General features: G+C 71.6%; 27 protein-coding genes, 1 tRNA gene and 1 pseudogene. 14 read left to right on the top strand and 15 right to left on the bottom strand.

Annotated elements, in window-relative coordinates; translation table 11 throughout:
- Positions 1-203: 203 nt before the first annotated feature.
- From B9S58_RS17615 to B9S58_RS17585, 5 genes are all read left to right on the top strand, one after another.
- Positions 204-704, top strand: coding sequence for an NUDIX hydrolase (locus B9S58_RS17615; RefSeq protein WP_103533072.1), 501 nt, complete (start codon positions 204-206; stop codon positions 702-704).
- 100 nt (positions 705-804) lie between these two features.
- Complete coding sequence (locus tag B9S58_RS17610) at positions 805-1212, top strand: SHOCT domain-containing protein (RefSeq protein WP_103533070.1); 408 nt, start codon at positions 805-807, stop codon at positions 1210-1212.
- A 112-nt stretch (positions 1213-1324) separates the two neighbouring features.
- Positions 1325-1705 carry a hypothetical protein gene (locus tag B9S58_RS17605; protein WP_258044669.1) on the top strand — a complete coding sequence of 127 codons (381 nt, stop codon included), beginning with the start codon at positions 1325-1327 and terminating at the stop codon, positions 1703-1705.
- Between the two features lie 56 nt (positions 1706-1761).
- The gene (locus B9S58_RS17600) at positions 1762-2277 is read left to right on the top strand and encodes a hypothetical protein (protein WP_103533066.1); all 516 of its coding nucleotides are present in this window, start codon (positions 1762-1764) and stop codon (positions 2275-2277) included.
- A gap of 504 nt (positions 2278-2781) precedes the next feature.
- Positions 2782-3048, top strand: a complete 267-nt coding sequence (locus B9S58_RS17585; RefSeq protein WP_103533064.1) for an SHOCT domain-containing protein — start codon at positions 2782-2784, stop codon at positions 3046-3048.
- A 59-nt stretch (positions 3049-3107) separates the two neighbouring features.
- Here B9S58_RS17585 and B9S58_RS17580 read toward each other — a convergent pair whose 3' ends face one another.
- Both B9S58_RS17580 and B9S58_RS17575 read right to left on the bottom strand, forming a co-directional pair.
- Positions 3108-5009, bottom strand: a complete 1902-nt coding sequence (locus tag B9S58_RS17580; RefSeq protein ID WP_103533061.1) for an alkyl/aryl-sulfatase — start codon at positions 5007-5009, stop codon at positions 3108-3110.
- Positions 5010-5344: 335 nt separating this feature from the next.
- Positions 5345-5522 (bottom strand): annotated as a pseudogene (locus tag B9S58_RS17575) (IS5/IS1182 family transposase); the annotation flags it as partial.
- Positions 5523-5663: 141 nt separating this feature from the next.
- On the opposite strand from B9S58_RS17575, the gene B9S58_RS17570 reads away from it, so the two are divergent.
- The 3 genes from B9S58_RS17570 (at position 5664) to B9S58_RS17565 (ending at position 6797) form a co-directional block, all read left to right on the top strand.
- Positions 5664-6005 carry a hypothetical protein gene (locus tag B9S58_RS17570; RefSeq protein WP_103533059.1) on the top strand — a complete coding sequence of 114 codons (342 nt, stop codon included), beginning with the start codon at positions 5664-5666 and terminating at the stop codon, positions 6003-6005.
- Between the two features lie 72 nt (positions 6006-6077).
- Positions 6078-6233, top strand: a complete 156-nt coding sequence (locus tag B9S58_RS38025) for a hypothetical protein (protein ID WP_181009350.1) — start codon at positions 6078-6080, stop codon at positions 6231-6233.
- A 78-nt stretch (positions 6234-6311) separates the two neighbouring features.
- Entirely contained in the window at positions 6312-6797 is a 486-nt protein-coding gene (locus tag B9S58_RS17565) for a glyoxalase/bleomycin resistance/extradiol dioxygenase family protein (protein ID WP_103533057.1), read from the top strand.
- Between the two features lie 207 nt (positions 6798-7004).
- Here the strand turns inward: B9S58_RS17565 and B9S58_RS17560 are convergent.
- Both B9S58_RS17560 and B9S58_RS17555 read right to left on the bottom strand, forming a co-directional pair.
- Positions 7005-7078, bottom strand: a tRNA-Pro gene (locus B9S58_RS17560).
- Between the two features lie 47 nt (positions 7079-7125).
- Entirely contained in the window at positions 7126-9780 is a 2655-nt protein-coding gene (locus B9S58_RS17555) for an AAA family ATPase (protein WP_103533056.1), read from the bottom strand.
- Between the two features lie 110 nt (positions 9781-9890).
- On the opposite strand from B9S58_RS17555, the gene B9S58_RS17550 reads away from it, so the two are divergent.
- Positions 9891-10370, top strand: a complete 480-nt coding sequence (locus B9S58_RS17550; protein WP_103533101.1) for a DUF309 domain-containing protein — start codon at positions 9891-9893, stop codon at positions 10368-10370.
- A gap of 114 nt (positions 10371-10484) precedes the next feature.
- Entirely contained in the window at positions 10485-10946 is a 462-nt protein-coding gene (locus B9S58_RS17545; RefSeq protein WP_103533054.1) for a hypothetical protein, read from the top strand.
- Positions 10947-10983: 37 nt separating this feature from the next.
- Here the strand turns inward: B9S58_RS17545 and B9S58_RS17540 are convergent, their stop codons facing one another.
- Positions 10984-11817: a sulfite exporter TauE/SafE family protein gene (locus B9S58_RS17540; protein WP_103533052.1), complete on the bottom strand. Its 834-nt coding sequence runs from the start codon at positions 11815-11817 to the stop codon at positions 10984-10986.
- 147 nt (positions 11818-11964) lie between these two features.
- On the opposite strand from B9S58_RS17540, the gene B9S58_RS17535 reads away from it, so the two are divergent.
- The gene (locus B9S58_RS17535; RefSeq protein WP_103533050.1) at positions 11965-13935 is read left to right on the top strand and encodes a DUF2264 domain-containing protein; all 1971 of its coding nucleotides are present in this window, start codon (positions 11965-11967) and stop codon (positions 13933-13935) included.
- Positions 13936-13938: 3 nt separating this feature from the next.
- Here B9S58_RS17535 and B9S58_RS17530 read toward each other — a convergent pair whose 3' ends face one another.
- The 5 genes from B9S58_RS17530 to B9S58_RS17510 all read right to left on the bottom strand — a co-directional run bounded on the left by B9S58_RS17530 (position 13939) and on the right by B9S58_RS17510 (position 18156).
- Positions 13939-14571 (bottom strand): LUD domain-containing protein, encoded by a 633-nt coding sequence (locus tag B9S58_RS17530; protein WP_103533049.1) that lies wholly within the window; start codon positions 14569-14571, stop codon positions 13939-13941.
- The gene (locus B9S58_RS17525) at positions 14568-16145 is read right to left on the bottom strand and encodes a lactate utilization protein B (protein WP_103533047.1); all 1578 of its coding nucleotides are present in this window, start codon (positions 16143-16145) and stop codon (positions 14568-14570) included. Before B9S58_RS17525 ends, B9S58_RS17530 begins: the two co-directional genes overlap by 4 nt.
- The gene (locus B9S58_RS17520) at positions 16142-16909 is read right to left on the bottom strand and encodes a (Fe-S)-binding protein (RefSeq protein WP_103533045.1); all 768 of its coding nucleotides are present in this window, start codon (positions 16907-16909) and stop codon (positions 16142-16144) included. The genes B9S58_RS17525 and B9S58_RS17520 overlap by 4 nt, the downstream gene beginning before the upstream one ends.
- 244 nt (positions 16910-17153) lie before the next feature.
- The gene (locus tag B9S58_RS17515) at positions 17154-17885 is read right to left on the bottom strand and encodes a FadR/GntR family transcriptional regulator (RefSeq protein WP_103533043.1); all 732 of its coding nucleotides are present in this window, start codon (positions 17883-17885) and stop codon (positions 17154-17156) included.
- Positions 17886-17952: 67 nt separating this feature from the next.
- Positions 17953-18156, bottom strand: coding sequence for a hypothetical protein (locus tag B9S58_RS17510; RefSeq protein ID WP_258044673.1), 204 nt, complete (start codon positions 18154-18156; stop codon positions 17953-17955).
- Between the two features lie 291 nt (positions 18157-18447).
- On the opposite strand from B9S58_RS17510, the gene B9S58_RS17505 reads away from it, so the two are divergent.
- A complete protein-coding gene (locus B9S58_RS17505; protein ID WP_103533096.1) occupies positions 18448-19356 on the top strand; it encodes a DUF2510 domain-containing protein in 909 nt (302 codons plus the stop codon).
- A gap of 87 nt (positions 19357-19443) precedes the next feature.
- Here the strand turns inward: B9S58_RS17505 and B9S58_RS17500 are convergent, their stop codons facing one another.
- On the bottom strand, positions 19444-21510 hold the full coding sequence (locus tag B9S58_RS17500; RefSeq protein ID WP_103533042.1) for a phosphocholine-specific phospholipase C: 2067 nt from the start codon (positions 21508-21510) through the stop codon (positions 19444-19446).
- A 197-nt stretch (positions 21511-21707) separates the two neighbouring features.
- On the opposite strand from B9S58_RS17500, the gene B9S58_RS17495 reads away from it, so the two are divergent.
- Complete coding sequence (locus tag B9S58_RS17495; RefSeq protein ID WP_103533040.1) at positions 21708-22274, top strand: YciI family protein; 567 nt, start codon at positions 21708-21710, stop codon at positions 22272-22274.
- Positions 22275-22333: 59 nt separating this feature from the next.
- Here the strand turns inward: B9S58_RS17495 and B9S58_RS17490 are convergent, their stop codons facing one another.
- Together B9S58_RS17490 and B9S58_RS17485 are read right to left on the bottom strand one after the other, a co-directional pair.
- A complete protein-coding gene (locus B9S58_RS17490) occupies positions 22334-22837 on the bottom strand; it encodes a GNAT family N-acetyltransferase (RefSeq protein ID WP_103533039.1) in 504 nt (167 codons plus the stop codon).
- Between the two features lie 26 nt (positions 22838-22863).
- Positions 22864-23541, bottom strand: coding sequence for an alpha/beta hydrolase (locus tag B9S58_RS17485; RefSeq protein WP_258044668.1), 678 nt, complete (start codon positions 23539-23541; stop codon positions 22864-22866).
- Between the two features lie 1046 nt (positions 23542-24587).
- On the opposite strand from B9S58_RS17485, the gene B9S58_RS37525 reads away from it, so the two are divergent.
- Entirely contained in the window at positions 24588-24767 is a 180-nt protein-coding gene (locus tag B9S58_RS37525; RefSeq protein WP_146063524.1) for a hypothetical protein, read from the top strand.
- 74 nt (positions 24768-24841) lie between these two features.
- Here the strand turns inward: B9S58_RS37525 and B9S58_RS17475 are convergent, their stop codons facing one another.
- Together B9S58_RS17475 and B9S58_RS17470 are read right to left on the bottom strand one after the other, a co-directional pair.
- On the bottom strand, positions 24842-25153 hold the full coding sequence (locus B9S58_RS17475; protein WP_103533034.1) for an NIPSNAP family protein: 312 nt from the start codon (positions 25151-25153) through the stop codon (positions 24842-24844).
- Positions 25154-25446: 293 nt separating this feature from the next.
- Positions 25447-26845: hypothetical protein (locus B9S58_RS17470; RefSeq protein ID WP_103533032.1), on the bottom strand; the 1399-nt coding region annotated here is incomplete at its 5' end.

Raw genomic sequence — 26845 nt, 5'->3', positions numbered from 1 at the left:
GGAGTCGGACCGGATCGTGGTCTTCGGGGACGGGATGGAGTCCGACGCCCTGGAGCTGACCTGGGGTCAGAGCGTGCGGCTCGGTATCGCGGAGAGGTCGCTGCGCCTGGTGACCTGAGCGCGCCCGGCCCGGCCGTTTCGCTACGGTGGTCCGTACTCGCACTCGTACTCGTACTCGCACCGGAGAGCGGAGAACCAGCACCATGTCGGCCGACCCTGTCATCGAGCCCGCCCGCAACACCCGTCCGCCCACGGCACAGGCGGCCCTCGGGGTCGGGGTGATCGTCGAGGACGGCCGGGGGCGCGTCCTGCTGGGCCGGCACCACAGCGGTACGTGGGAACTGCCGGGCGGAAAGGTCGACGCGACGCACGAGTCGATCGCCGCGGCGGCCGCGCGGGAACTGCGCGAGGAGACGGGTCTGGTGGTCGACGAGGCGTCCGTGAACGTCATCGCTATGGTCCACGACGTGATCGGCGGGATCAACCGCATCAGCATGGCGGCCGTCGTACGGCTCGCGTCCGGGGTCCCGGAAGTGACCGAACCGCACCTGATCACCGCCTGGCGGTGGATCGCGCCCGACGAGCTGCCGGCGCCTCTGTTCGATCCGTCGGCACAGATCCTGGCGGCCTGGCGGCCGGAGCTGGGCATCACCCACCCGCCCGCGCACGCGCTGCGGATCGCCCCGGCCGAGAACCACGCCTGACGCACCGCTCCCCACGCACGCACACCCCTGTCCCTACAGATGCGGACCAATCGGACCCGCTGTATGAATGAGGGACCATTCGTGCGATCGGAGTAGGTCCATGGACGATTACCCTCTCCTGAACGTCTTCCTGACCATGCTGTACCTGTTCCTGTGGGTCATGTGGTTCTTCCTGCTTTTCAAGGTGATCACCGACCTCTTCCGGGACCACTCGCTGAACGGCTGGGCCAAGGCGGGCTGGCTGGTCCTCGTCATCCTGCTGCCGTACCTGGGTGTACTGGTCTATCTCGTCGTCCGCGGGCGCAGCATGCACGAACGCGACGAGAAGCTGGCCAAGGACTCGGAGGCCGCGTTCCGCAGCTACGTGCGCGACGCCGCGGCGAGCCAGGGCGGATCCGGCGGGGGCAGCGACCACGTGAACGATCTGGCGAAACTCGCCGAGCTCAAGGACAAGGGCGCGCTCAACGCCGAGGAGTACGAGCGGGCCAAGGCGAAGCTGCTCGCCTGAGTCCGGAGCCCGGACTCCTGACTCCGGACTCCGGCCCTCGCCCGACGCCGGGGTCCGGAGCCCGGATCGCGTGTTCTATTGTGGGGTGACCTCCCAGGAAGAGCAGGCGTACATGAGGCGAGCGACGACCCCCGCGGCGGCCACCGTCACGCTGCGTGGTCTGCTCGTGCTTCTGGTGGCAGCTGTCGGCCTGCTGTGTCTGCTCGGCCGGACCTCGCCGCAGGACGCGGCCCTTCCCGGCCCGGCGTCCGTGCCCCAGGCAGCCGCCGTCCAGCCCTCGGTGGATGAGGGCTCCGTTCCGTGCGGCAAGAAGCTGGTGGCCGCCGAGAACGCGGCGCCGCGCTCCGACCGCACAACGGGCACCGTTCCGGCATCCGGTTGGCAGCAGTGGGCGGATGTCCCCGTGCCGACGGCCGATTCGGGCGCCTCGTTCTGCCGCGGTGGTCCCGCGCCACCTCACCCCGTCACCGCTTTCTCCGTTTTGCGGACGTAGGCCGACCCTCACGGTCGTGTCCTTGATCCCTTCCATCCGGAAACGGAGATTTCCGCATGTCCTCTTCCCGACGCTCATGGAGCCGGGCGGGCAAGGCGCTGCGCGCGTGGCGGCCCAGCCAGTGGCTGGTGGCAGGGCTCGGCGCCCTGGCCACGGCCCTCGCCGTCGGCGTGCCCACCGATGTGGTGCCCACCCCCCTGTTCGGCCGCTCGGTCCCCGTGCAGTGGTGGAACTATCCCGCCCTGGCCCTCACCGCCGTCCTCGCCGGCCTCGTGCTGAGCACGTACGTCCGCCCGCCGGTCGCACCCCCGGTCACACCCCCGTCCACGCAGCCTCCCGGGACAGTCCTGGACGGCCGCATGGGGGCTCTCGGCGGGGTGCTGTCGTTCTTCGCCGTGGGCTGTCCCGTATGCAACAAGCTCGTGCTCGTCCTCCTCGGCTCGTCCGGAGCGCTGAGCTACTGGGCTCCCCTGCAGCCGCTGTTCGCCGTCGCGTCCATCGCACTGCTCACGGAAGCAGCACTGCGGCGCCTCTCCACCCAGGGCCGGTGTCCGGTCACGGCTTCGGACTGACGTCCGCGGCCGGAGCGCTCCTCCTGGTCGCCGCGGCCGCCGCGGCCTTCGCACTCACGCTCGACGGCACCGGTGCCGGCACCGGCACCGGCCGACGTGAGTCTGCTCGCGCTCGCCCGACGGGACGCGTCCGACCCGCTCGCTGTCGGCCGGGCGGACGCGTCGTACGGATCCTCGATCTGACCCTCGTCTCGAAGGCGGAGGACAACTCGGTCACCGTGGTGGAACTCACCGATCCCGGTGTGGCCGAAACGCTGCGGCAGGTCTCGGACGTCCAGTTCGACCCGCTCAGCGACGAAGACCTGCGGACGGTGTCCGACTCCCTCGGTGATGGGTCCTCCGCACTCGTCGTGGCCTGGGAGAACACGTGGGCCGCGCGGCTGGCGGCAGCGGTACGGGGATCCGCGGGCGAGCTGGCGAGCTGGAACGCGTTCCGCGGGACGCCGTCGTCGAAGCGATCGCGGCACTCGACGGCAACTGACAGAGACGAAGGAGACGGCAGTCATGCCTCAACGATTCGGACGGCCCGGCCTGCTGGGCACCATCGCCCGCACCGCTGTCATCTCGGGCACGGCCACCGCGGTCTCCAACCGCGTGGAACGGCGGGACATGCGGCGCCAGGCAGCCGCGTCTCCTCCCCCGGCGCCTGCCCCGGCACCGGCGGGCTCGGACCGGGTGTCCCAACTGACCCAGCTCGCCGAGCTCAAGGCCCAAGGGCTGCTCACCGACGAGGAGTTCGCCACCGAGAAGGCCCGCATTCCGGGGTCCTGAAGGTCCTGAACGGGCGCCCCCAGCCCCGCCCGCCGCGAAGACGGCGGGCGGGGCGAGCGTCAGGGTGTGACGACCGCGAAGTCCGGGTCCGGGTCGCCGAGATGGCCGAGGAGTTCGGTCAGTTTGCCGACGTCACCGGTGATCTCGACTCCATGGCGGGCCATGAGGTCGGCCGGTGACAGGGAGCCGAGCAGCACGGCCCGCATCTCAAGCTCCGTCACGAGGATCTCGACGTCCGGGGCGGCCGCCGCCGGCCCGGTTCCCCTGACATGGGTGAGGACACCGTTGCGCAGCCGAAGAGTGAGGGGCTCGCCCTCGGAGAGCTTCCAGCGCACGGTGATGTCCGCGTCCCAGCTCCCCGGCCCGTCCACCCGGATGGCGAGGGCGTCGCACAGCTGCTCCAGCGTCAGGACCGCCAGCAGGTCGGGGGCCACGGTGGAGGTGGGGGTGCCGACGGATCCGTGGCGCAGCTCCAGCGCTCCCATCAGGTAGAAGTTGCGCCAGGTCCCGTTCTCGCTGCCGTATCCGAGCTGTTCCAGCGCGTCGGCCTGCAGGTCCCGTGCCTCGGTATGGTCGGGGTCGGCGAAGAGCACGTGGTTGAGGACCTGGACCACCCAGCGGAGGTCGCCCTCGGCGTAGGAGCGGCGGGCACGCTTCACCACCTCGTCGGCGCCACCCATGTACAGCACGTACCGCCGGGCGGACTCGGCGGGCGGGTGCTCCCACAGATGGGCCGGATTGCCGTCGAACCAGCCCAGGTAGCGCTGGTAGATCGCCTTGGTGTTGTGGCTGACGGAGCCGTAGTAGCCGTGGGTGTGCCAGGCCTGTTCCAGGGCCGGGGGCATCCGGATCTCCTCCGCGATCTCCCGTCCCGTCAGACCCTGGTTGAGCATGCGCAGCGTCTGGTCGTGCAGGTAGGCGTACAGGTCGCGCTGTTCGGACAGGAACGCCAGGACGCGGTCGCGGCCCCAGACCGGCCAGTGGTGGGAGGCGAACGCGACGTCGGAGGAGCCGACGAAGAGGTCGACCGCTTCGGTCAGGTAGCGGGCCCAGATCCTGGGGTCGCGGACCTCCGCGCCCCGCAGGGTCAGCAGATTGTGCAGGTTGTGGGTGGCGTTCTCCGCCATGCACAGGGCCGCGTGGTCGGGGAAGTGGATGTTCAGCTCCGCCGGCGCCTCGGTCCCGGGAGTGAGCTGGAAGACCATCCGGATGCCGTCGACCGTCTCCGTCTGCCCGGAGCGGGTGATGTCCACCGTCGGGGCGATCAGGCCGACCGCGCCGGTGGAGAGGGTCTGGCCGAGACCGGCCCCGATCTGCCCGCGCTCGCCCTTGGGCAGGGCGGCGCCGTACATGTAGGCGGCACGACGGTTCATGGCCGTGCCCGCGTAGACATTCTCGCTGACGGCGTGCTCCAGGAAGCCGTGCGGGGCGAACACCGGTACGCCGCCCGCGACGTCCTCGTCGCCGATGACACCTCGCACGCCGCCGAAGTGGTCGGCGTGGCTGTGGGTGTAGAGGACGCCGGTGACGGGCCGGTCTCCGCGGTGGCCGCGGTACAGGGCGAGGCCCGCGGCGGCCGTCTCCGCGCACAGCAACGGGTCGATGACCAGGATCCCGCGCTCCCCTTCGACGACCGTCATGTTCGACAGGTCGAAGCCGCGCACCTGGTAGATGCCCTCGGTCACCTCGAACAGACCGTGGTCGGAGCAGAGCCGGCTCTGCCGCCACAGGCTCGGGTTGGCCGTGTCCGGGCACTCCTGGCCGAGGAACCCGTAGGCGTCCAGGTCCCACACCGCGCTCCCCTCGGCGTCGCGGATCACGTGATCCTCCGCCGTGCCCATGAAACCGCGCCGCGCATCCTCGAGGTCCTGGCGGTCGCCGAAAGGATAGTTCTGCCGGACCCTTTTGTTGGCCAGTGCGACGGCCTGCTCGGCGGGCTTGGTATCGGTGTTCCGAGCCATCTCGAACTCCTTCGGGGCAGCGGGCAGGAGGGCCCGGTCCGGCAGACACGGCCAATGCCACCCTCACCCAGCGTTCCCGCCGGCACGAGTGGATGTGGGCCGTCCGGGGGTACCGCCGCGTGGACGCAGCCGGTGCCCGCAGGAGAAGGGGGCCGCACAGCGGAAGCCTCTGCCGACCGGCAGTCCCACCGCCGCACCGCCGCGGGGGCCGACGGGTGTCGCCGTGGACAACGGGGTGTGGCCACTGTGTGACAGGCACGAGCGACCATTCAACGCGCGGACAGGGTCCGGGGGCCGTCCTCGCGATCTCTCGCGTCTCCTACCGACCCCAATGCCCGCCGACCGACACCCGGCCTTTCGCCGGACACGATGCCTTTTCTGGCGATGCGGACGCCGATGCACTGTCCCCGTAACCGTTTCCGCAGGTGAGGAACGTCGTACGCCTTGTCGGCATGAGAACGCTGGGGACTTGAATTACCGACCGTGGTGAGGGCCGCGCCTCGCTGGGTGCCCTACGCGACTTCGTATGAACATCTCGCATCGACTGCGGAGCCCGGTGCCGCATGCACCAACGTCATGAGGAGCGGATGCGGAGCATCTTGTTCCCCCTTGTGAGCTCAGCATTCTCGGTGAGCCCGAACATCATGGCCGGATGTGGCCGAGAACGGTCATGGTTGCTCGACAGCGCAGAACTGCGAGCTTGTCCATGCCACCGAGAACCATGACGCCGGCCGGTTCGGCAGGTCATCATCCAGAAAGGGAGATTCTCACCATGCTCATGCGAAACAAGGCATTGACGACGACCGCGACCGTAATGCTCACCTCCGGGGCATTCGCGACGCCCGCTGCCGCCGCGACGGCGCCCCGCTCATCTCCGGCGAAGTCCGCCACACGGTCGCCCTGTTCCGGGGACTGGACAGGACGATGGGGAGCAAGAGGTCGGCGATCGTCACCCTGGCGGGCATCCTCGAAGAACGCCACCGGCGGCCCTGCTGACGGGCTACCACCAGAGGGACAACGCCCCGGACGCTCACGGAGCCGGCCCGTCGCGGGGAAACTTTCGCCCCCGTGACCGTGGCGGACACGATCGAGCGGCAGATCACTACCGCGTTCGGGTGGCCCCGGATCCAGGTCCGCCCCCCCTGGAGACACTTCGACGCCTCCGCCCACACCCCTGCGTACTACCGGCGGGCAGGTGTGCCGCAGGGCCACATCGACGCTTGACCTCAAGCGAACTTGACCTTCTAGGTTTCTCTCAGAGCCGCAGGAACCGACCGGCGGCGCCTACCAAGGAGGTTCGCCATGACCGAGCACACAGCCCACATCGAGATCCCCGATCGCTACCGCTATGCCGTGACCCCGCACATCATGGTCGATGATGCCGCTGCGGCGATCGATTTCTACCAACGGGCGTTCGACGCCCGAGAGGACTTCAGGATCGACGCTCCGGGCGGCGGGGTTCTGCACGCCGAGATCACCATCGGACGCTCGGCGCTGATGTTGGGCGACTCCAGCGTGGACGAGGCGGAGACCGCGTCCTTCGCCGCGCCGACCTCCCTCGGCGGAGGCACGTCCGTCACGCTGCATGTCTTCGTGCCGGACGTCGACACCCTGGCGGAGCGCGCCCAGGCCGCCGGCGCCGAGATCCTCCAGCCGCCGAAGGACATGTTCCACGGTGACCGCACCGTCATCCTCAAGGACCCTTCGGGGCACATGTGGGTATTTCTGACCCATATGGAAGACGTATCGGAGGAGGAGCTTCGGCGCCGCCTGACCGCCGCCGGGTGACCGGTCGCCGACGGCGCGGTGACCGGACCGAATGTTGGGCCTCTGGCCTGCCTTGCTCCAGGTGTCCCAGCCGGCCGAGCCGTCGGCGACCAGCCCGCGGTCCCGCTGCCCCCGGCCCAGGACGCCGGTCCCCAACGGTCCTCAGAAATGGCCAAGGGCCAGTCTCGGATGATTCCGAAACCGGCCCTGCCCTGCGACTGTCTCCAGTCGGGACGACAGGATTTGAACCTGCGACCCCTTGACCCCCAGTCAAGTGCGCTACCAAGCTGCGCCACGTCCCGCCGCGTTCCCCCGGTTGCCCCGGTGACCGCGCAGGACAAACATTACCTCACTCCGAGGACCGTATCGACGCCCGCGCCTGTTGGGCGCGGGCGGCCAGCCCCTCGGCTCCGCAGGCCATCGCCTGCTTCTGGGCACGGGCAAGCTCCCGGTGCGAACCGATCGCGATGCCGTAGTCGACCCGGGCGAGCGCGTGCTCGTAGGCGGAGGAGGACTTCTCCAGGTGTCCCACGGCCTCGGCGAGCAGTTGCGCGGACCGCTCCGGGGGTGCGAAGAGGGCGACGCAGCGCAGGGCCTCGCCCATCGCGGTGGGCGTGCCGAACCGTTCGGCGTGCACCCGGTTCCGGGCGGCGAGATGCGCCGCGCGGGCCGGGTCGTCCTCTGCCAGGGCCCGCGCCAGGTCACCGGCCCAGGGAGCCCAGATGCCGTTGAAGCGTTCGCGCGGCTCCAGAGCGGCGCCCGCCGCTTCCAGCTCGACGACCGCGTCCTCCTTGCGGCCCTCCGCCAGCAGCAGGCGGCCCCGCACGCACGGTCCGTCCGGCAGCACCATGGCGCTGGGGTAGGGCGGGCCGAAGTCGTAGCGGTCGGCGACACGGCGGGCCTCGTCGGTACGTCCACGGGCCAGCAGCGTGTCGATGAGCAGGCAGGCCGCGTCCCAGTGGACGGGCAGTCCGGAGCCGACGCGGTCGGCGAGGCGGAGCCCTTCACGAAGGAAGCCCTCGGCCTCGGCGAGGCGGCCGCGCCGGCGGTGGACCATGCCGAGCAGGGTGTGGGCGAACGCCAGGTGGGCCCCGCTCCAGCCGGAGATCTCGAAGGCGCGGACCGCTTCGCCGAAGAGGCTCTCGGCACGGTCCAGCTGGTCGACGAAGGTGTAGGTGATGCCGACCATGGTGGGGAGTTCGAACCCCCACTCGGAGTCGGTCCAGCCGAGCCCCCGGGCGGGGCTGCCGTCGATCAGCGCGCGTTCGCAGAGGTCGACGATGAGCTGGGCGTTCTCACCGCGCAGCATGGCGTCGAAAGCCCGGAGCGTGAGCAGCGCCCGCTCCGAGTTGTCGCGGCCCTTGAGGTGGTCGGCGTTGCGGGCGAGGCGCCGGGAGCGGGTCGGCCCGTCGTCCTCGGCGGCCTGCATTCCCTCCCACATGAAGTGCGCGGCCTGCAGGCGCATCAGCCCGGGGCCGGGTGCGGTGCGCGCGGCTTCGGCGGCCAGCGAGAGCGCCGCGTCCTTGAGCTGGTTGTTGTGGGCGAGCGCGGCCGCGAGACGGAAGGTGGCGTCGATCCGCAGCCCGTCGTCGAGCCCCGGCATGTCCAGGGCGGCGCGCAGGTGCTGGACCGTGGTGGGCGGGGAACTCAGCAGCGTCGCGCAGCCCAGTTCGTACAGCAAGACGGCCCGGTCCTTGGGGCGCGGCGGCTCCTCCAGTGCCCGTTCCAGACAGCGCCGGGCCGCTTCCGGCGCACCGACGGCAAGGTGCTGGCCGGCTGCTTCCCGCAGCTGCGCGACCAGCTCCTGGTCGTCGTCCGGGTGGACCTCCAGCAGGTGCCGGGAGGCCGCGGCGGCGCCGAGTCCGGCCCGGGTGATCGCCCAGGCGGCGCGCCCGTGCATGGCGGTGCGGGTGGCCGGCGGGATCGAGCGGTAGACGGCGGTCGCGATCAGCGGGTGGACGAACTCCAGCGGGTCGAAGCCGCTGACGATACGGGCGTCGCGCAGCCGGGCGGTGCAGTCGGCGGCCTCCGCCGAGCTCATTCCGGCGAGTGTGGCGGCCAGTTCCTGGGAGATGTCGGTGCCGAGGACCGCGGCGGCCCAGGCGAACCGGTTGGCGTTCGTGCCGAGCCGCTCCAGCCGGGCGACGAGCCCGCTGCCCCTGGCGGACGCGCCCAGCTCGCGCAGTTCGCCGGCCGATTCCTCCACCGGCGGCAGTTCGCGGTCCTGGACCTTGGCGACCAGCTCGACCGCCTCGTACGGGTTGCCTCCGGTGACGGCCCACACTTCACGGCAGAACGGGTCGTCGGCATGCTCGCCGAGGCCCGCACGGACGAGCACGGCGGTGGCGTCCGGGGTCAGGGCCCGCAGGGCTACCCGGTTGACCGTGCCCTGGCTGCCGAAGCCGCGCTCGGCCTCGCGGTCGGCGATGTAGTTGGCGTTGCGTTCGGCGAGCTCCTGCGGTCGGTGCGCCTGCACGACCAGGACCGGGAGTTCACCGAGGCGGGCGGTGAACGAGGCCAGCCAGGCGAGGGATTCGCCGTCGGCCCAGTGGGCGTCGTCCACGATCAGCAGCAACGGCCGGTGGCTGAGCCGGGAGGCGAGCCGGCCGACGACGAAGTCCAGACCGTCGCGCACACCCTGCGGGTCGGGCTGCGGTCCGCTCGGCTCGGCGAGCCCCAGGGCTGGCGCGGTGGTCTCGTACCAGTCGCCGAACAGGGCCCGCGTCTCGTCGGGCGGGAACTGGTCGAGGGCGGGTTGCAGCAACTGCCGTACGACATGGAACGGTACGGAGGTGACGGTCTCGCCTCCCCGGGCCGACCAGACGGTGCAGCGGTCGGCGGCCATCGCCCGGATCTCGGCGAGCAGCGCGGTCTTGCCGATCCCCGCCTCTCCGCTGAAGACCAGGAGCCCTCCGACAGCCTGCGCACCGCACAGGGCGTCCACCGCCTCGGCAGCGGCAGCGAGTTCCGGTTCACGCTCGTACAACGGACGGGACGGCTTCATGCCCACCCTTCCCACAGAGGCAGTCGTATCGACGGTCGAGCCTAGTCGTGCGCGGGTGCTCGCCGACAGGGTTCGCACGATTCCCCGCAGGTGCGGGGCACAATCAAGTGGTGAACGAGACGCGCAGAGACCGTGATGCCGAGGGCCGGGCGCGCAACGCGCGCCCCCGCGACGGGCTGGGGCGCCCCCTGCCGTACGGGTCACCCGGGGTCGAACGACAGCCGGAGGGGGTCGTCCGCACGCCTCCGGAGACGCTCCGGGAGGCGCAGCGGCTGCTGGACGCGGGGATGCCGTTCCACGCGCACGAGGTCTTCGAGGACGCCTGGAAATCGGGGCCGGAGGAGGAGCGCGAGCTCTGGCGGGGGCTGGCCCAGCTCGCGGTGGGGCTGACCCATTCCGCTCGGGGCAATACCGGGGGCGGGGCTCGGCTGCTGCGCCGGGGCGCGGGGGCGCTCGTCCCGTTCGCCGGGTCCGGGCCGCACGGGATCGCGGTCACCGGACTGTGCGGCTGGGCGAGGGAGTTGGCGGGCCGGGTGGAGTCGGGCCCCACCGTGGACGCGGCGGCCGAGGCGCCCCGCCTGCGGGGGTAGCCCGAAGGGCGGCGTCGGGGCGGGCCCGTGGCCGGGTCCGTGGGCGGAAGGTCCGGGTCCGGGGGTCCCGGTCCGGGGACCAGGGGGTCCGCGCAGCTACTACGATCCGGCTCCATGAGCACTTCTGACCAGGACCAGCACCGGGACCAGCACGAGGACGGGCTGAACGACGAGCACTCCGACCACGACCGGGCCACCGGCACCCCGATAGCCGACGCCGCGACGGGGACGGAGGAGGATGCTGGTGGGGATGGAGATGCGGATGCGGATGGACTCGACGCCTCGGACGCCCCGGACGGTGGCGGCGGTCGGGACGGCAGGAGACTGACCCCGCGTCAGGCCCGGCGGCTGCGGATCGTGCTCTCCTCGGTGGGAATGGCGGCGATGGCCGTCGTGCTCGCGCTGCGCATCGCGAGCCGCTCGTCGGTGCTCGTCGTCGGTGTCTACGGGCTCGCGCTCATCCTGTGCGGCGTGGTGATCGAGCTGAGCAGGAACGGCCGCACCCGGCTGGCCAGCTGGCTACTGGGAGCGGGGCTGCTGGCCGCCGTCGGGGCGGATTGGCTGCTGCTTCCCTGAAGCGATGACCGGGCGGGCCGGGCGGGCCCGGCGGATCTCAGATCAGCAACAGTTGGACTCCGCCGACCACCGTCGCACCGATGACGATCCGGTCGAAGACCTTCTGGTTGATCCGGTCGACGCATGCGCGGCCCAGGTAGGCGCCGGGCAGGACGAACAGCAGGAGACAGGCGTCGAGCACCAGGGAGCGGGCGTCAATCAGGCCGAGGCCCACGCTGAACGGCACCTTGGACACGTTCACGATCAGGAAGAACCAGGCCGAGGTGCCGAGGAAGCCGAACTTCCGGAAGCCCGCCGAGAGCAGATAGAGCGACATCACCGGGCCGCCGGCGTTGGCGACCATCGTGGTGAACCCGCCGAGAACGCCGTAACCGCGCGCGGCGGTCCGGCCGGTGCCGGTGCCGGTCTCTCTCCCGGTGCCGGTGCCTGTTCCCGCCTCGCTCCCGGCATCGCTCCCGGCATCGCTCCCGCTCCCGGTATCGCTCCCGCTCTCGGTCGTCTTCTCCACGATCCGCCGACGCCAGAGGGTGACGCCCGTCATGACCAGCAGGATCGCGCCGATGGAGGTGCGGACCGCCGCGTCGTCGGCCCACAGCATGAAGAGGGTGCCCGCCACGACGCCCACGGCGACGGCGGGGAACAGCCGGAGAAGGGTGGGCCAGTGGGCGTGACGGCGGTAGACGAGCACGGCGAGGAGATCGCCGACGATGAGGATCGGGAGCAGCACTCCGGTCGACTCACGGGCCGGGAGAACGGCCGCGAAGACCGCGAGGCTGATCGTATTGGCACCACTGACGGCCGTCTTGGAGAAGCCGACGAGGGTGGATGCCGCCGCGAGTGCGGCCAGTTGCCAGAGGCTGATGGTGTCCATGTCGGGAAAGATGGTAAGCGCAACGGTTTCCGGCCGGTGGCCCGAGACCCTCACCTCCCATCACTCCCTCGACGAGCGTTTGATCGATTGATCCCCGTTTCTGATCGATCCATTGACCCTCTTTGATCAGTCGCTCAGGATTCCCGGATGGCCACCTCCACTGCCGCCCCCTTCGGACTGCCCCCGGAAGACCGCGCGTCGAGCCCGTACACCGGATACACCCGCGCCCACTGGGAGGCGGCGGCCGACGGGATGCTGGACGCCGCCTGGACGTGGGCCACGCCGGGCGGCGCCCGGCTCGACCTGCCCGGTCCCCCGTCGCACTCGGGTGTCCGCTCCGACGGCCTGGAGGGGTACGCGCGTACGTTCCTGGCGGCCGGTTTCCGGGTCGCGGGGGCGGGCGGCCGGGATCCGAACGGCCTGCTGGAGCGGTACGCGGACGGGCTCGACGCCGGTACGCGGACACCGGGCCGGGACGACGCGGAGTCCTGGCCGCTGATCCTGGACCACCACGTGCAGGGGCAGCCCATGGTGGAGTCCGCGTCGGTGGCCCTCGGCCTGCGGCTCACCCGGCCCTGGCTCTGGGACCGGCTGACGCCGGACGTGCGGGACCGGGCGGAACACTGGCTGCGGGGTGCGCTGCGGCACGTTCCGGCGGGCAACAACTGGTACCTCTTCCCGTACACCGTCGCCGGGTTCCTGGAGTCGGTGGGCCGGGGCGACGCGGAGACGGCTCGGGCCCGGGAGCGGGCGCTGGAGCTGCTGGAGGGCTGGTACCGGGGCGACGGCTGGTACGCCGACGGGGACGGGCGAGCCTTTGACCACTACAACGGATGGGCGTTGCACCTGTATCCGCTGCTCGACGCCCATCTGGCGGGCGACGAGCGGGAGTCGTCGCGGCTCGGGGCGCGGTTGCGCGAGCATCTGGACAGCTTCTCGCTGATGTTCGGCGGCGACGGGGCCCCGCTGTACTTCGGCCGCTCGCTGACCTACCGCTTCGCCGCGAGCGCGGGAGTGGGGCTGGGCGCGGTGACCGGGCACACGCCGCTCGCCCCGGGAGCCTCCCGGCGGGTCATCAGCGGGTCGCTGCGGTACTTCCTGGAGCGTGGGGCGGCCGGGGACGACGGACTGCTGAGTCTCGGCTGGCACGGCCCGCACGCGGCGACGCTGCAGACCTATTCCGGTCCCGCCTCCCCTTATTGGGCGTCGAAGGCGTTCGTGTCCCTGCTGGCGCCCGCCGAGCACCCTTTGTGGTCGTCGCCGGAGGAGGCGGCCCCGAGCGAGGCCGCCGACCGGGTGCTGTCCGTGCCGGCGGCGGGTTTCCTGGTGCAGTCGACGCGGGCGGACGGTGTGGTGCGGCTGCACAACCACGGCAGCGACCATGTCCGCCCGGACGAGGGCGAATCGGCGGCCGACGAGGATCCGCACTACGCACGGCTCGCGTACTCCACCGTGACCGGGCCGACATCGGCGGCGAACACCGCGGACAACCATCTGTCGGTGACGGTCGGCGGGGTCCGCAGCACTCGGCGGCGCATCCATCCGCTCGGCTCCGGGCACGGCGACGGCTGGGGCTGGGCGGCCTCCTGGCACCTGCCGGTGTTCCCGGCGGGCCCGTCCACCGTCCCAGGGCTGCGGGTGGAGAGCGTGATCGTGGCGCGGGGCCGCCACGAGCTGCGGGTGCACCGGGTGCTGGGCGCGCCGGACGGGGCACGGGCGGAGCTGACGGGCTGGGCGACCGATCCCGGCGGGACGGTGCGCTCGCGGTTGCGGGGGTTGCACGGCTGGGAAGCTCCCGAGAACGTGCGAGCCCCGCAGGGAACGGTGTTCGCGCGCTGGGCGACCGTGCCCCGGCTCGGCGCCGAGGTGCCGACCGGCGGCACGGTGGTTCTGGTGGCCCTGGCCTCCCTCACCGCCGCCGATCCGGAAGCCGCCCCGTTGGGCGGAGCGGTGGACCGGATGGCGGTGGACCGGGTGGCGGTGGCCGGTGGCACGGTCGACGTGCGCTGGGCGCAGGACGGGACGCGGACGCGGATCACGTTCGGCGGTGCGGCTGTGACGGCGGTGGAAGCAGTGACGGCGGTGACGGTGGTTCATGGGCCGCCGGGCACTCCCTGACGGCTACGCGTCCGTACGGATCACCACCACCAGCCTCCTGGGCCCGTGGACGCCCTCCACCCGCTCCAGTTCGATGTCGGAGGTGGCGGACGGGCCGCTGATCAGGGTCGTCGGCCGTTCGGGTACCAGCCGTGCCACCGCCTCGGGTACGCCCACCTCGACGGCGGACAGGTCCACCACGCACAGGTGCAGATCGGGGACGAGGGACAGCGCCCGGCGCCCCTGGCCGGGCGAACCGTCCAGGAAGATCGTGCCGGTCTCGGCGCAGCCGGCGGCCGAGGCCGTCACCACCGCGTCCAGGGTGTCGAGTTGTGGGGCCGGGACGTCGGCGTCGTCCTCCAGCACCTCGCCGTCGTACCCGGCGAGCCAGCGCACGTCGAGTCCGGCCGGCACGCCGATGCGGCGGACACCGTGCTCCCGCAGGAGCTCACCGACGGCCTCGGCGGTGCGGTCGGCCGTACAGGGGCGCACCCGCGCCTGGTAGTCGAGGAGCCGGTCGGTGAACTGGGCGAGGCGTTCGTCGTCGGGCAGGACGCGGCCGGTGCGGTAGTCGCGCGGGAGGACGACGGCGGGCGTCGGGGCCAGGGCGAGGGCGTCGCGGATCCGGCCCAGCACGGTGTCGCGGGCACTGCTCATGTCGCGCCCTCCTCGTCGTGATCGCCGCCGGGGGCTGCGGTGTCGTGTCCGCCGGGAGCTGCGGTGCCGTGTTCCGCGGCCGCGGCGCGCAGGGCTGCCGTGCCCTCGTCGGAGGCGAACCAGGCGCGGAAGGTCTGCCGGGGCGGGGCCGCGGTGTCGCGGCTGTCGCTCCAGCCGCTGAACGGTGGGGGCAGCCGCGCGATCGTCCCGTCGCGCCCCGCGATGGCCCGGCCGAGCCCGGACGCCTTCTGTGCGGCGGTGTAGAGACCCGGGCGGCGCATCACCGCGGCGGCCGCCCTCATCGCCAGTTTCTCCGGTGTGACGCCGGTCATTTCGGTGTGCTGGTGGCGCAGCTCCACCAGCAGCGACGGAATGTCGATCTTCACGGGGCAGGCGTCGAAGCAGGCCCCGCAGAGGCTGGAGGCGTACGGCAGGGAGCTGTTCGGGTCGTCCTTCACCGCGTGCATTCCGGCCAGTTGCGGGGTGAGGACGGCGCCGATGGGTCCGGGGTAGGTCGAACCGTAGGCGTGGCCGCCGGTCCGCTCGTACACCGGGCAGACGTTGAGGCAGGCGGAGCAGCGGATGCAGTTGAGGGCCGCGCGTCCGATCGCGTCGGCGAGGGCGGCGGTGCGCCCGTTGTCGAGGAGCACCAGGTGGAAGTCGCGCGGACCGTCGCCGGGCGTCGCTCCGGTCCACAGCGAGGTGTAGGGGTTCATCCGCTCCCCTGTCGAGGAGCGGGGCAGGAGCTGGAGGAAGACCTCCAGGTCCTGGTAGCGCGGAATCACCTTCTCGATGCCCATCACGGTGATGAGCGTCTCGGGCAGGGTCAGGCACATGCGGCCGTTGCCCTCGGACTCGACGACGGCCAGCGTGCCGGTCTCGGCGACACCGAAGTTGGCGCCGGAGACGGCGACCTTCACCGAGAGGAACTTCTCCCGGAGGTAGCGGCGGGCGGCGGCTGCGAGGTGGGCGGGGGCGTTGTCCAGGTCCGGGTCGACGCCGGGGATCCGGTCGAGGAAGATCTGCCGGATCTCGTCCCGGTCGCGGTGGATCGCGGGTACCAGGATGTGCGAGGGCCTGTCGTGGGCGAGCTGCACGACGAGTTCGGCGAGGTCGGTCTCGTACGGGGTGATCCCGACCGACTCCAGGTGTTCGTTGAGGCCGATCTCCTGGGTGGCCATCGACTTGACCTTGATGACCTCGTCGCTGCCGGTGGCCTTCACGAGCCGGGCGACGATCCCGTTGGCCTCGGCGGCGTCGCGGGCCCAGTGGACGGTGCCGCCGTGCTCGGTGACCTTGCGCTCCAGTTGTCCGAGCAGTTCGGGCAGCCGGTTCATGGCGTCGGTCTTGATGGCGGAGCCCGCGTCCCGCAGGGCTTCCCAGTCGGGGAGTTCACCGGTGACGTTCAGACGTTTGGCGCGAATGGTGCCGGTGGCGCGGCCGAGGTTGCGGCGGAGCTGGTCGTTGCCCAGTTCGTCGTGGGCGGCGCGGGGGAAGGCCCGGTCGCCGCGGAGGTTTCCGGTGCCGTACGGGGAGCGGGGCGGCGGGGCGGGCATGCCGAGGAACGTGCTCATACGGAGGCCTCCGTCAGGACGTCGGGCGTGGTGCGGGTCGCGGCGAGGATCCGGGCGAGGTGCAGGGTGCGGGTCCCGGACCGGATCCGGGAGAGCCCGCCGCCGATGTGCATCAGGCAGGAGGAGTCCCCCGCGGTGCACACCTCCGCCCCGGTGGCCGTGATGCTGTCCGTCTTGTCGCTGAGCATCGCGGTGGACGTCTCGGCGTTCTTGAGCGCGAAGGTGCCGCCGAATCCGCAGCAGGAGTCGGCCCCGGGCAACTCGACGAGGTCGATCCCCTCGACCGCGCGCAGGAGTTGGAGCGGTTTGTCGCCGACGCGGAGCATCCGCAGCGAGTGGCAGGTGGGGTGGTACGTCACCCGGTGCGGGAAGTACGCGCCGACCCGGGTGACACGGAGGACGTCCACGAGCAGCTCGGAGAGCTCGTACGTCTTCGCGGCGACGGCGTCCACTCCGGCGCGGAGCTCGGCGTCCCCGTAGCGGTCGGCGACGATCCGGTGCTGGTGCCGGACGGAACCGGCGCACGAGCCCGACGGCATCACGACCGCCTCGATCGAGGCGTCGCCGAACCCGTACGCGAAGTTGCGTACCAGGGGCACGGGTTCGCGCTGGTAGCCGGTGTTGATGTGCATCTGCCCGCAGCAGGTCTGGCCCGGCGGGAACACCACGTCGTGGCCCAGGCGCGTGAGCAGGATCGCGGTCGCCTGCACCGCGTCGGGGAAGAGCGTGTCTCCCAGACAGGTGGCGAAGAGTCCGATGCGCATGGAGCCTCCCCGGTCGGGTTTCCTGGCGGCGGTCGGGTACCCGCCGCGTTTCACTACGAGGCTTCTGTGGTCGGACCGTACTAGTCGTGGGCCGCTGAAGGGAACGTCCGCGGACGCGTGGCGCCGACGAACGCCCGGCGGCATGTGCCGTACGGCGGGTGCCCCGCGGTGCGTACGGGCCGCCGGTGCGTACGGGCCGCAGGGCACCCGCGCGTGTCGTGCGGGAGCCCTGCCCCAGTGGCGCCTACGGAGCGATGGGGCCCTCCACCAGCGTCCCGTGCAGCCCCCGGATGTGCCGCTCCACCAGGTCCGCGGCGTCCGCGCCCTTCCCTTCCCGCACCAACGCGAGAAGGGCCCTGTGCTCGGCGTTGAGGGCGTGGGCCGTGGCCGGCCAGTCCTCGGCGGTTTCCAGGGCGCGCAGGATGAGCGGCCGCACGGACTCGCGTACGGCGGAGGTGAGCGTGGACGTCAGGGCGTTGCCGGAGCTGCGGGCGACGAGCGCATGGAAGCGGGTGTCCAGATCGTTGAAACCGCTCACCCCGATCCCCGGCTCCGCCATGCCCGCCACCAGCTCCTCCGCCTCGTCGAGGTCCTCGGCCGGTGCACGGCCGGCGGCGGCCTCGAAGCTGGAACGCGCCAGGACCACCCGGGCCTCCGACACGTCCTGGAGGCTGTAGCTGCCGAGGGCGAAGTGCAGACGGAGCAGCCAGCCCAGGGCGTCCTCCGGGTTACGCACGATCCGGGCCCCGGCGTCGGGACCCCGGCCGGGCTGGGCCACCAGGACGCCGATGGTCTCCAGCACGCGCAGCGCCTCGCGCAGGGCGGAGCGGCTGACGCCGAGCACCGGAGCCAGTTCCCGTTCGGGCGGCAGTCGGTCGCCGGCCCGGAGCTCTCCGGCGAAAACCCGTTCCTCGATGCCGCGGAGCACGAGCTCATGGGTTCGGGACTGCCGCACGGGCTGCCATTCGACGGGCATCCGTCACTCCCTGCATCGGCCGGATCCGGACATGCAGCCCATGTCACACCGAGCATGTGGTCGGACCTCACGCACGCCGGCTCCGCTCCCGTACGCACGAAGGCCCCTCTAACCCATGACCCAAGAGGTCCGGGTGGGGCCTTCCACCAGCCGGAAGGGGGCCCTGGCCCACGGCAATGCCGGTGCCCAGTGCGGCGAGCCCGATGGCGAGCCCGAGCCAAACATCGCGGCGGTGGTACTCGCGCCGGGTGCGCGGCGTCCCGCCGGACATCACCTCGGCGAACCCGGGATCGTCGCGACGCAGTCGCTCCTCCAGATCACGCGGCCGCTCGTCGTACGTGGGCACGATGTCTCCCTCCCGGTACAGAAACCCTCCCGGCTCCTGAAGTCGCGGCGCCCCGCCGTGCGGCACGGTCCGGGCCCCCGGGCCCGGGACATCGCGGTCGTCGGGGAAATCCTCGGCGGACCGTCGGGGGCACGCGGGCGGGCGTACGCGGGTGAGTACCTGCGGGCAGTTCATGTGATTCTCACCCGGTCCGCATAGGCTGCCCCCGTGACCCAGATGACCCCGCCCGGCTGGCATCCAGACCCCGGGCACTCAGGCAAAGGCCCCGCTCAGGAACGCTGGTGGGACGGAGTGCAGTGGACCGGCCACGTACGCGCGTCGCCCGGCGCGGCACGCCGCCGCTGGATCCGCGTCGGCGTCGCCGTGACGGTCGGCGCCGTGGTGCTCGCCGCCATCGGGGGCGGCGTGTATCTGCTGGGCGAGGACGGCAACGGCCGGCCGGACACCGCGGCCTCCTCCCCGTCCGCCGCCCCCGACCCGACGGACGCACCGGACGGCGGCGAGAAGGACGGCGGAACGGGCGGCCAGGGGAACGGCGGGGAGAACGACGACGGCCAGGGGCCCGGCCAGCAGCTCCCGCCGACCGAACCGGGCTACGCCACGGACCTGGCCGCCGGGATCAGCCTCCCGGTGCCCAAGGGGTGGAAGGGAACGTCCGGGGCGGTCGGTGCCAACCTGACGACGGGTGAGCACACCTGCCCCGGCGACACCACCGAGACCTGCGTGCGCGGCGGCGTGTTCTCTGCCCCGGCGGCCGCCATGAAGCTCACCGCTGAGACACCGGAGGAAGCGGCCAAGAAGGACATCGCGGTGAACGCCAAGGAGTCCTACGGCGGAAAGACCTACGGGAAGCTCGTCTCGCACGAGGAGCTGAAGTCCGAGGCCGTCACCGTGGCGGGCGGCAAGGGTTATGCCGTGCGCTGGAAGGTGGTGACGGAGAAGGGCGACGACGGCTACGTGGAATCGCTGGTGTTCCCCTCCCCCGCCTCCAAGGACATGCTCGTCGTGGTCCGGTCCGGGTTCGACATCAACAAGGACGCACCGGAGCTGTCCGTCATGGACGAGATCACTGGCAAGATCAAGGCCGCGTCCGGCGCCGGAGGAAGCACCGGCGGAGCCGTCTGAACGGGCCGCCCGGCAGCACGCGACCGGCGGGGCCGGACCGGAGAAGGTCCGGGCCCCGCCGCCTCGCTGTTGAGGCCCTCTTCGTCGTCAGGCGGTGGCCGTTGCCGGGTCGCTGACCCCGGCGGCCCCCGTCTCGACATGACCGGCGAAGCGGCGCAGGAAGACCGGGTCCCCCTCGGCCGTGACGGACACGTCGTACCAGCGCTTGCCCGCCCGCAGGTCCACGGTGCGCGACACCGTGGCGCCGGGCCGGACGGTGACCGTCTGCTCCGCGCCCCCGTAGGCGTCGGCGTTGGCGAGGGTGAGGCGGACCTCGGTGTCGCCGGGATTGGCGAGGGTCAGATCGAGATTGCCGCTCCCGTCGTTGTGGCGGGCTGTGGCCTCGGGACCGGCGGTGGAACCCGGGCTCCTGAACGTACGCAGGAAGCCGTTGGGGCCGTGGACGGTGAGGTCGTGGGTGCCGCCGGAGTAGGCGGAGTTCCAGGCGTCCGACACCGTCCTGCCCGCCTCGGCGGTGTACGTCCACGGGACGTCGGTCCGGTTCCCGGAGGTGACGTAGAACTGCGCGCCGGCCGCCGTCCCCGGGCTGAAGGTGAGCACGATCTTCCCGGTGCCCACGTCGACGGCGCCGTCGACGTACGGGGCGTACGGCAGCGGCCGGGCGGGTCGGCTGCCCGGCTCCTGCTTCGGCAGTGATCCGACGGCGGGCGGGGTGGGCCGGTAGTCGGAGTGCCGCTCGCGGTCCGGGGGCTCGTAGGCGGCGGTGTCGGGCAGGTCGTCCGGGGCGGGCTCGGTGCGGGAGAAGTCGAAGGCGGAGGTCAGATCGCCGCAGACGGCACGCCGCCACGGTGAGATGTTCGGCTCGCGCACGCCGAAGCGCCGCTCCATGAACCGCAGCACCGAGGTGTGGTCGAAGACCTCGGAGCAGACGTAGCCGCCGGTGCTCCAGGGAGAGACGACCAGCATCGGGACGCGCGGCCCCAGTCCGTAGACACCGGGGCCGTACGAGGGGCCGCCCGCGTACACCTCGGTCGAGGTGTCGGCCGTGGACAGGCCCCGGTCGGCGGAGGTCGGCGGGTGGGGCGGTACGACGTGGTCGAAGAAGCCGTCGTTCTCGTCATAGGTGATGAACAGGGCGGTCCGGCTCCACACCTCGGGGTCGGACGTCAGCGCGTCCAGCAGTCGCGCGATGTACCAGGCGCCGTAGTTCGAGGGGAAGTTGGAGTGCTCGGTGAAGGCCTCCGGTGCGGCGACCCAGGAGATCCGCGGCAGCGTTCCGGCTCGGACGTCGGCGGCGATGCCGTCGAAGTAGTCGTCGCCGCCGGCCACGTTCGTGCCGGTGCGCGCCTTCTCGTACAACGGGTCCCCGGGCTGGGCGTCGCGGTACTTGTCGAAGTAGAGCAGCGAATTGTCACCGTAGTTGCCCCGATAGGCGTCGTCGATCCAGCCCCAACCGCCGGGGCCGTCCAGACCGTCGCCGATGTCCTGGTAGATCTTCCAGGAGATCCCGGCCTCCTCCAGCCGCTCGGGATACGTCGTCCAGCCGTAGCCCCGCTCCTCGTTGCCGGGGACGGGCCCGCCACCGGTGCCGTCGTTGCCGGTGTGGCCCGACCAGAGGTAGTAGCGGTTGGGATCGGTGGCCCCGATGAACGAGCAGTGGTAGGCGTCGCACACGGTGAAGCGGTCGGCGAGCGCGTAGTGGAAGGGAATGTCGTCCCGGGTCAGATGGGCCATCGTCGTCGGTGTCTTGGCCGGTATCCAACGGTCGTAACGCCCGTCGTTGTACGCCTGGTGGCCGCCCTCCCAGTCGTGGTTGAGGCCCTGGAGGAACTGCATGCCCAGATCGTCCGCGGTCGGATGGAACGGCAATGTCTCCTTGCCCGCCGCGTCGGCCTGGTGCCAGACGGGCTTCCCGCTCGGCAGCGTCACGGGCCGCGGGTCCCCGAACCCCCGTACCCCTTTCAACGCCCCGAAGTAGTGGTCGAAGGAACGATTCTCCTGCATCAGGACGACGATGTGCTCGACATCCTGGATCGTCCCGGAAGCACGGTGGGCGGGGATGGCGGCGGCGCGGTCGATGCTGCCCGCCAACGCGGCGAGTCCCGCCGTCGCACCGGCCGTCTGGAAGAAGCGACGTCGATTCATATCAGCCATGAGTGAGGGGCCTCTTGGAATGTGGGGAACAGAAGCGAACAGGATGTTCCAAGAGAACCGAACAGAACGGAAGAGGCCGTGACGGATCGGTTAACGTCGGCCGTACGCCGGACGCGTGCCCGGACGCGTGCACCGGGCTCCGCCTGTCCGCCGTACTACCCCACCTGCTCCCGGCAGCATCCCGGTACGGTCTCGGCATGCCGTTCTACGTACACGCACAGGACAAGCCGGATGTCGCGGACCAACTGGACGAACTCTCCGAGGAGCACTGGTCCTATATGGACCGGTTCGCCGACAGGCTGATAATCCGCGGCCCCACCCTGTCCGACGACGGGGAGGAGCACACGGGCAGCGTCCATGTCGTCGACCTGACCGATCGTACCGCCGCGGAACGGTTCGCGACCGAGGAGCCCTTCTGGAAGGCCGGTCTCTACCGGGAGTTCATGGCCGCCCCGGTGGTGGTGCTACTGCCCCGCGAACCGGTGGCGGGCGTCCTGTACACGCTCGTCACCGCCCGGTGGTCCCCGCGTACCCACACGCCGGGCGACACCGAGCAGTGGCTGGCTGCCGCGGATCCGGACGGCCGGCCGAGCTTCGTGGCCGCCCTGGTCGATGACGGCCGGGACCGCACGACGGGGTTGGTCGCGGCCGTACGGGCGCTCCCGGACGAGGCCCGGAGTCTGGTCCAGCCGTTGGCGGACCGGCTCGCCGGCGGGCCGGTGTCGCTCACATCCCAGCGCTGGCAGCGCGGTGGCCGCGACTGACGGCTCGGGGGTCGGTGGATCGTGGTCGTGGACCGGGGCGCCGGGGGCGCTGGCCCGCCTCACGGCAACGAGCGCGTGAGCCACACCAATTCGCCGTTGTCATCCGTGGTGATGTGATCCCGCTCGAAACCGAGCTTCTCCAGGACACGGAACGACGGCGTGTTCCACGCCCTGACGGTCGACCAGAGCCGCTTCCGACCGGTCGACGCCGCGGCTTCGAGCACCGCGCGCGCCGCCTCGGTGGCGTAACCACACCCGTGCGCGTGCTGGAAAAGCTCATACGCGATCTCGGGCTCCTCCACGGTGGTGCGGCCGATGATCAACCCGCAATAGCCGATGAAGTCTCCCCCGTCGCGGCGCTCGACGGGCAGCAGGGCGATCCCCGTGGTCTCCGTCGCGGCCAACAGCTCCCCGATGGACGTCCGGATGCGCTCGACCGGAGGCGTCCCGTTGCCCCGTTCGGAGAGGAGGGCAGAGAAATCGGCGGCGTCGGACTCGGCCCACGGCCGGAGTATCAGGCGCTCGGTCTCCAGGTTGAACGACATCGTCTCGTACGTAGACATGGGTCCCACTCTGCCCTAGTGGATCATCACGGACCACGGCTGGGAAGCTTTTGCCGGTGTCCGGGTACGAGCAGTTCCCGCAGGAGTTCCACAAGGAGACCGGGCTGCCCCACGAACGGGGAGTGACCTGTCCGCCACTCACGCACCTCGGTGCAGCGCGAGGCCATCCTCCGTTGCAGAGCCGGGGCGATGACCCTGTCCTGGCCACAGACGACGTAGGTGGAGGGAGTGTCCTTCCAGCTGTGACGCGTCGGAACTCCTCGCCCGCAGCCGGGGGCCTGCGGGCGGAGCAGGCCGACCGCCCAGGCGGCGACAGGGCCGGAACAGTCGTGGTAGAGGACGTCGGCAGCCCGGTCGGGACGCAGGCTGGTCGATCCGTCGGGCTCGGGATCGATCGCGTCCTGGAGCCGAGGGGACGCCCCGCCCAGGGCGGCCGCGCTCTCGCCGGTGTCCGGCACGAAGGCCGTCAGATAGACCAGGTGCCGCGCTCCGCGCACTCCGGTGATCACTGACCCTCCGTAGGAGTGTCCGAGCATGAGCGGAGGCTCCGCCAGCGAGTCGACAGCGGCCTGGACCGCTGCGGTGTCAGCGGGCAGCGAGCCCCGGTGAAGCTCGGGAACGAGGACGTCGATTCCCTCGGCCCGCAAAGGTTCCGCCACCCCGGCGAAGTGCTCGGGGCGGTGGTACAGGCCGTGAACGAGCACTGCGGCCGGCAGTTCACCCGCCTCCTCAGGTAGGTTTCAGGGAAGCAACCATAGCTCCGGATCCGCGCGTGGCCGGGCCCCTGCTCCTGGTTCCCCTCAGGGCCGGTGTGGGCCATGGGCCCGCGCAGGCGCGGAGACGACTTCCGAAGTGAGCACGGTCGGCGGCCCGGCTGTTCACGGATGCTGGTCGGCGTGGGGCTCGAACCTCGACGGGGAACATCGGAGACCCCGAGACGGCCGCGCTTCCGGAGACCCCGAGACTGACGCGCTTCTCCGGCGGGGCTCAGATCTGTCGGTCATGGCTGTGGCGGTCGGAGCGACATAGGCCGTGGGGTGGACCGTTGGCGAACATCCCTCATGAGAGATCAGCGTGGGGGTGATCATGCCTCCCCTCGGTGTGCCGGCGCACCCGCTTCGCCGGACGGCCCGGCCTTCGGGCCAGGGGAGGTCAACGCCGCGACGGGTCGGGCGAGTTCCGTACGTTGCCGGTCCGTCGATGTGGCGTAGAGCGGCGTCCGCAGCTCGTCGGTGAGTTGCTCGGCGCGCTGCCACCGGGCGATCCGGATCGGGCAACGGAACGCAGTGCGTCGGCGGTGTCGATCAGCTGCCGTGCCAAGCAGTTGAAACGCTCTACGTCGACGTCGGCGGGGATGTTCGCACGCCCCCACGTCCGCACCCCGAACCGTCCGCGGCAGTAGGAGCCGCGCCCCGGGCCAAACCCGGCACGCAGGCCGACGGCGGCGGTCTCCTCGTCGGACATGAACTCGTCACCGAATCGTGGACGGGCCGAGCAACTGCGGCGATGCGGTCGAAGATTTCCCTGCGCCGAAGTCCGCGCTGCGGCACTACGTGGGAGTCGATCTGCTCCGCCGCGACGGGCGAGCCGTGACTCTGACGGAGGCGGGACGGGTGCTCCTCGAACACGCCGACCGGACCCTCGCCGCCGTAGAGGAAGCCGAGAGCACCATCGCGGCGGCCAGGGGCACGGTCGGCGCCACCGCCACGCTTGCCGCGTTGCCGCGTTGCCGCCGACCGTCGCCATCATCGTGGCTCCCGCACTCACCGCACTGGGCTCACACCACCCGCAGCTCGCCGTGACCTGCCTCGTCACCGGCCAGGCGCACCTGCGAGAACTCACGATCGGCACCGTCGATGTGGTGCTGGGGCAGAGCTGTCGCGCCCCGCCCGCCGCGGCACCCCGGGGCATCGAGGTCTCGCCGCTGTGATGACGACCGCGGCCGTCATCACAGCGCTGCGCACAGCGGGCGGGATCGCGCGCCGAGCACCTCCCGGCGGCGGCCTAGGCCGGGCCGTCGAGAGGCCGGAGGAAGCGGCGTTCGTACCGCTTGATGCAACGGGTGTCACGAGCCAGCTGGAACGCTTCCTGGCACTCCGGGTCGGACATGCTGTCCGTGCGGTACTGCTCGTACGCGGCCAGGCCGGGAAAGGAGAAGAGGGCGTAGGCGATGTCGCTGTCGCCCTCACTCGGCAGGAAGTAGCCGTGGTGCGTCCCGCCGAAACGATGGACGAGCCGGACCCACCGGCGACCGTACTCCTCGAAATCCTCAAGCTTGTCCGCGTCGATCTCGTACTTCAGATGGATGGTGATCATGCCTGCATGATGCCGTGCGACGGCTCGGACTTCGCTAGCAGGGCAAGGGGTCACACGGCGCGCGGCGTCACGATGGGTTCGAGCTCGCTCTTCAGCGTCCGGCGCCCGTCACCGGTGCCGGTGGACGGAGGCTGCCGAGCCCGATTTCATGAGCGGAACTCCATCCGCAGGCCGTTCATACGCCCCCATGTACTGCGCGCATGGGCCCCGGGCGCCGGCGCTTCCCCGGCTCGGTTCCCCACGAGGCATACACACAGCCGGTCGGAACCGGCAACGCCTGGGCAGGTTGCGCCTCAGTCCCTCCCGACCCCTGATCCGGAACGGACGGCACCGCGTCCGGGCACTCCCGGCGTCGGTTCCCAGGCTGCCGAGCACAGGGACTCGGCCACGGCGGCCGTGTAACGGGCGGCAGCCAGCCAGTAGGTGGCGAAGCCGTCGGTATCGGCAGGGAGCAGGCGGCCGAAGGGATCGCGATCGCGTTGGGCCGCCGAGGTGCACAGTGCGGTGAGGAGTCCGGCGGCCGTGGGGAGGCCGGCGCGGCGCATCCGGCGGGTCTCGGCGGTGACGTCGCCGAGCATGCCGAGGGCGGCGCGGCCGGCCGGGACCGTCTGTTCGACCCGGCGCTCCAGGAGGTACAGGGGCGAGTGCGGGCCGGACCCTCCGGGCTGGGACGGGGCGGAGTGCACGGGGGCGGCCGGGTCCGGGAGGTCGGCGCGGCGCAGGCGGTCGAGGCCGAGGTCGATCGTGCCCTCGCCGCTGGGGTGCGAGCAGGCGAGGAGGGTGAGCCGGGGGTGCGGGGCGGGCACCAGGCGGCCGATGATCCTCAACCGTGTCCCCGGTGCCGTGGCCAGCAGCATCACGTTGTCGCGGTGGGCCAGCGCGGGGTCGTCGTCGGCGACGGTGAGCCGGACGTGAACGCCTCCCTCGCACAGCGCAAGCAGGCAGGAGCCGCCCGGCTCCCGTACCGCGCCGAGTAGTTCGACGTCCAGGAAGAGCAGGTCGCTGCCTCCGCCGGCCGGGTCCGCGTAGCGCGAGGTGGACCGCAGGGCGCGGGTGGCCTGTTCGGACGGCGGCGTCTCCCACAGGGCGGCGAGCGGCGGCTCCGTCCACGCCGCACCCCGGGCGGTCACGGCCTTCACACCCTTCCCCGCACCCAGTCTGCCGTCCGGCGAGACCGTCGCCCCCGAGACCGCCAGGCCGGCCCGGCCCAGCTCCCGGTGGGTGAGCGCGCTGTCCCCCAGGCGCACCGCCCGGTCGGCCACGCCCAGGGCGCGCCCGACGCCGCCGGGCGCCACGTCGCCGACGGTGAAGAGGCGGCCGTCGGATCCGGCGACCCAGGTGCGGACGCCACCGTGCCCCGAGTCGGTGACCACGGGTTCGGTGAACAGGCCGTACAGGCGCAGCGAGCCGTCCGGGCTGTACGGGCGGCGCGCGCGGCCTCTGACGGCCTCCAGTTCCGCCCCGGAGGCTTTCCTCACCCGGTGTGCGGTGCCCAGGAGTTCGCCCAGGGCCGTGACTAGGTCGGCGGTGCGGTAGGACGGGTCCCCGGCGCGGGCCGCACGCAGCAGAGTGACGACGGACAGCGCGGCGCCGGCGCCACGCGGCAGCTGCCGGATCCGGGCGGTGTGGGCGGCGCGGAGGAGGGCCGACTGGGCGACGGCTCCGGCCCCGTCGACGCCGGCCTCCAGCACG

The sequence above is a fragment of the Streptomyces sp. SM11 genome (assembly GCF_002910905.1).
Lineage (GTDB): Bacteria > Actinomycetota > Actinomycetes > Streptomycetales > Streptomycetaceae > Streptomyces.
Note: the sequence above shows the minus strand (reverse complement) of the source record. Positions and strands in the feature narration are given on the sequence as shown.

Bases quoted from the DNA above. Each gene is read 5' to 3' on its own strand.
- B9S58_RS17610 (WP_103533070.1), top strand. From the start codon at position 805: ATGGACGATTACCCTCTCCTGAACGTCTTCCTGACCATGCTGTACCTG.
- B9S58_RS17535 (WP_103533050.1), top strand. From the start codon at position 11,965: ATGGCCACCTCCACTGCCGCCCCCTTCGGACTGCCCCCGGAAGACCGC.
- B9S58_RS17525 (WP_103533047.1), bottom strand. From the start codon at position 16,145: ATGAGCACGTTCCTCGGCATGCCCGCCCCGCCGCCCCGCTCCCCGTAC.
- B9S58_RS17605 (WP_258044669.1), top strand. From the start codon at position 1,325: ATGAGGCGAGCGACGACCCCCGCGGCGGCCACCGTCACGCTGCGTGGT.
- B9S58_RS17515 (WP_103533043.1), bottom strand. From the start codon at position 17,885: ATGCCCGTCGAATGGCAGCCCGTGCGGCAGTCCCGAACCCATGAGCTC.
- B9S58_RS17580 (WP_103533061.1), bottom strand. From the start codon at position 5,009: ATGGCTCGGAACACCGATACCAAGCCCGCCGAGCAGGCCGTCGCACTG.
- B9S58_RS17520 (WP_103533045.1), bottom strand. From the start codon at position 16,909: ATGCGCATCGGACTCTTCGCCACCTGTCTGGGAGACACGCTCTTCCCC.
- B9S58_RS17545 (WP_103533054.1), top strand. From the start codon at position 10,485: ATGAGCACTTCTGACCAGGACCAGCACCGGGACCAGCACGAGGACGGG.
- B9S58_RS17495 (WP_103533040.1), top strand. From the start codon at position 21,708: ATGCCGTTCTACGTACACGCACAGGACAAGCCGGATGTCGCGGACCAA.
- B9S58_RS17475 (WP_103533034.1), bottom strand. From the start codon at position 25,153: ATGATCACCATCCATCTGAAGTACGAGATCGACGCGGACAAGCTTGAG.
- B9S58_RS17505 (WP_103533096.1), top strand. From the start codon at position 18,448: ATGACCCCGCCCGGCTGGCATCCAGACCCCGGGCACTCAGGCAAAGGC.
- B9S58_RS17615 (WP_103533072.1), top strand. From the start codon at position 204: ATGTCGGCCGACCCTGTCATCGAGCCCGCCCGCAACACCCGTCCGCCC.
- B9S58_RS17530 (WP_103533049.1), bottom strand. From the start codon at position 14,571: ATGAGCAGTGCCCGCGACACCGTGCTGGGCCGGATCCGCGACGCCCTC.
- B9S58_RS17555 (WP_103533056.1), bottom strand. From the start codon at position 9,780: ATGAAGCCGTCCCGTCCGTTGTACGAGCGTGAACCGGAACTCGCTGCC.
- B9S58_RS17500 (WP_103533042.1), bottom strand. From the start codon at position 21,510: ATGGCTGATATGAATCGACGTCGCTTCTTCCAGACGGCCGGTGCGACG.
- B9S58_RS17490 (WP_103533039.1), bottom strand. From the start codon at position 22,837: ATGTCTACGTACGAGACGATGTCGTTCAACCTGGAGACCGAGCGCCTG.
- B9S58_RS17600 (WP_103533066.1), top strand. From the start codon at position 1,762: ATGTCCTCTTCCCGACGCTCATGGAGCCGGGCGGGCAAGGCGCTGCGC.
- B9S58_RS17510 (WP_258044673.1), bottom strand. From the start codon at position 18,156: ATGTCCGGCGGGACGCCGCGCACCCGGCGCGAGTACCACCGCCGCGAT.
- B9S58_RS17565 (WP_103533057.1), top strand. From the start codon at position 6,312: ATGACCGAGCACACAGCCCACATCGAGATCCCCGATCGCTACCGCTAT.
- B9S58_RS17540 (WP_103533052.1), bottom strand. From the start codon at position 11,817: ATGGACACCATCAGCCTCTGGCAACTGGCCGCACTCGCGGCGGCATCC.
- B9S58_RS17585 (WP_103533064.1), top strand. From the start codon at position 2,782: ATGCCTCAACGATTCGGACGGCCCGGCCTGCTGGGCACCATCGCCCGC.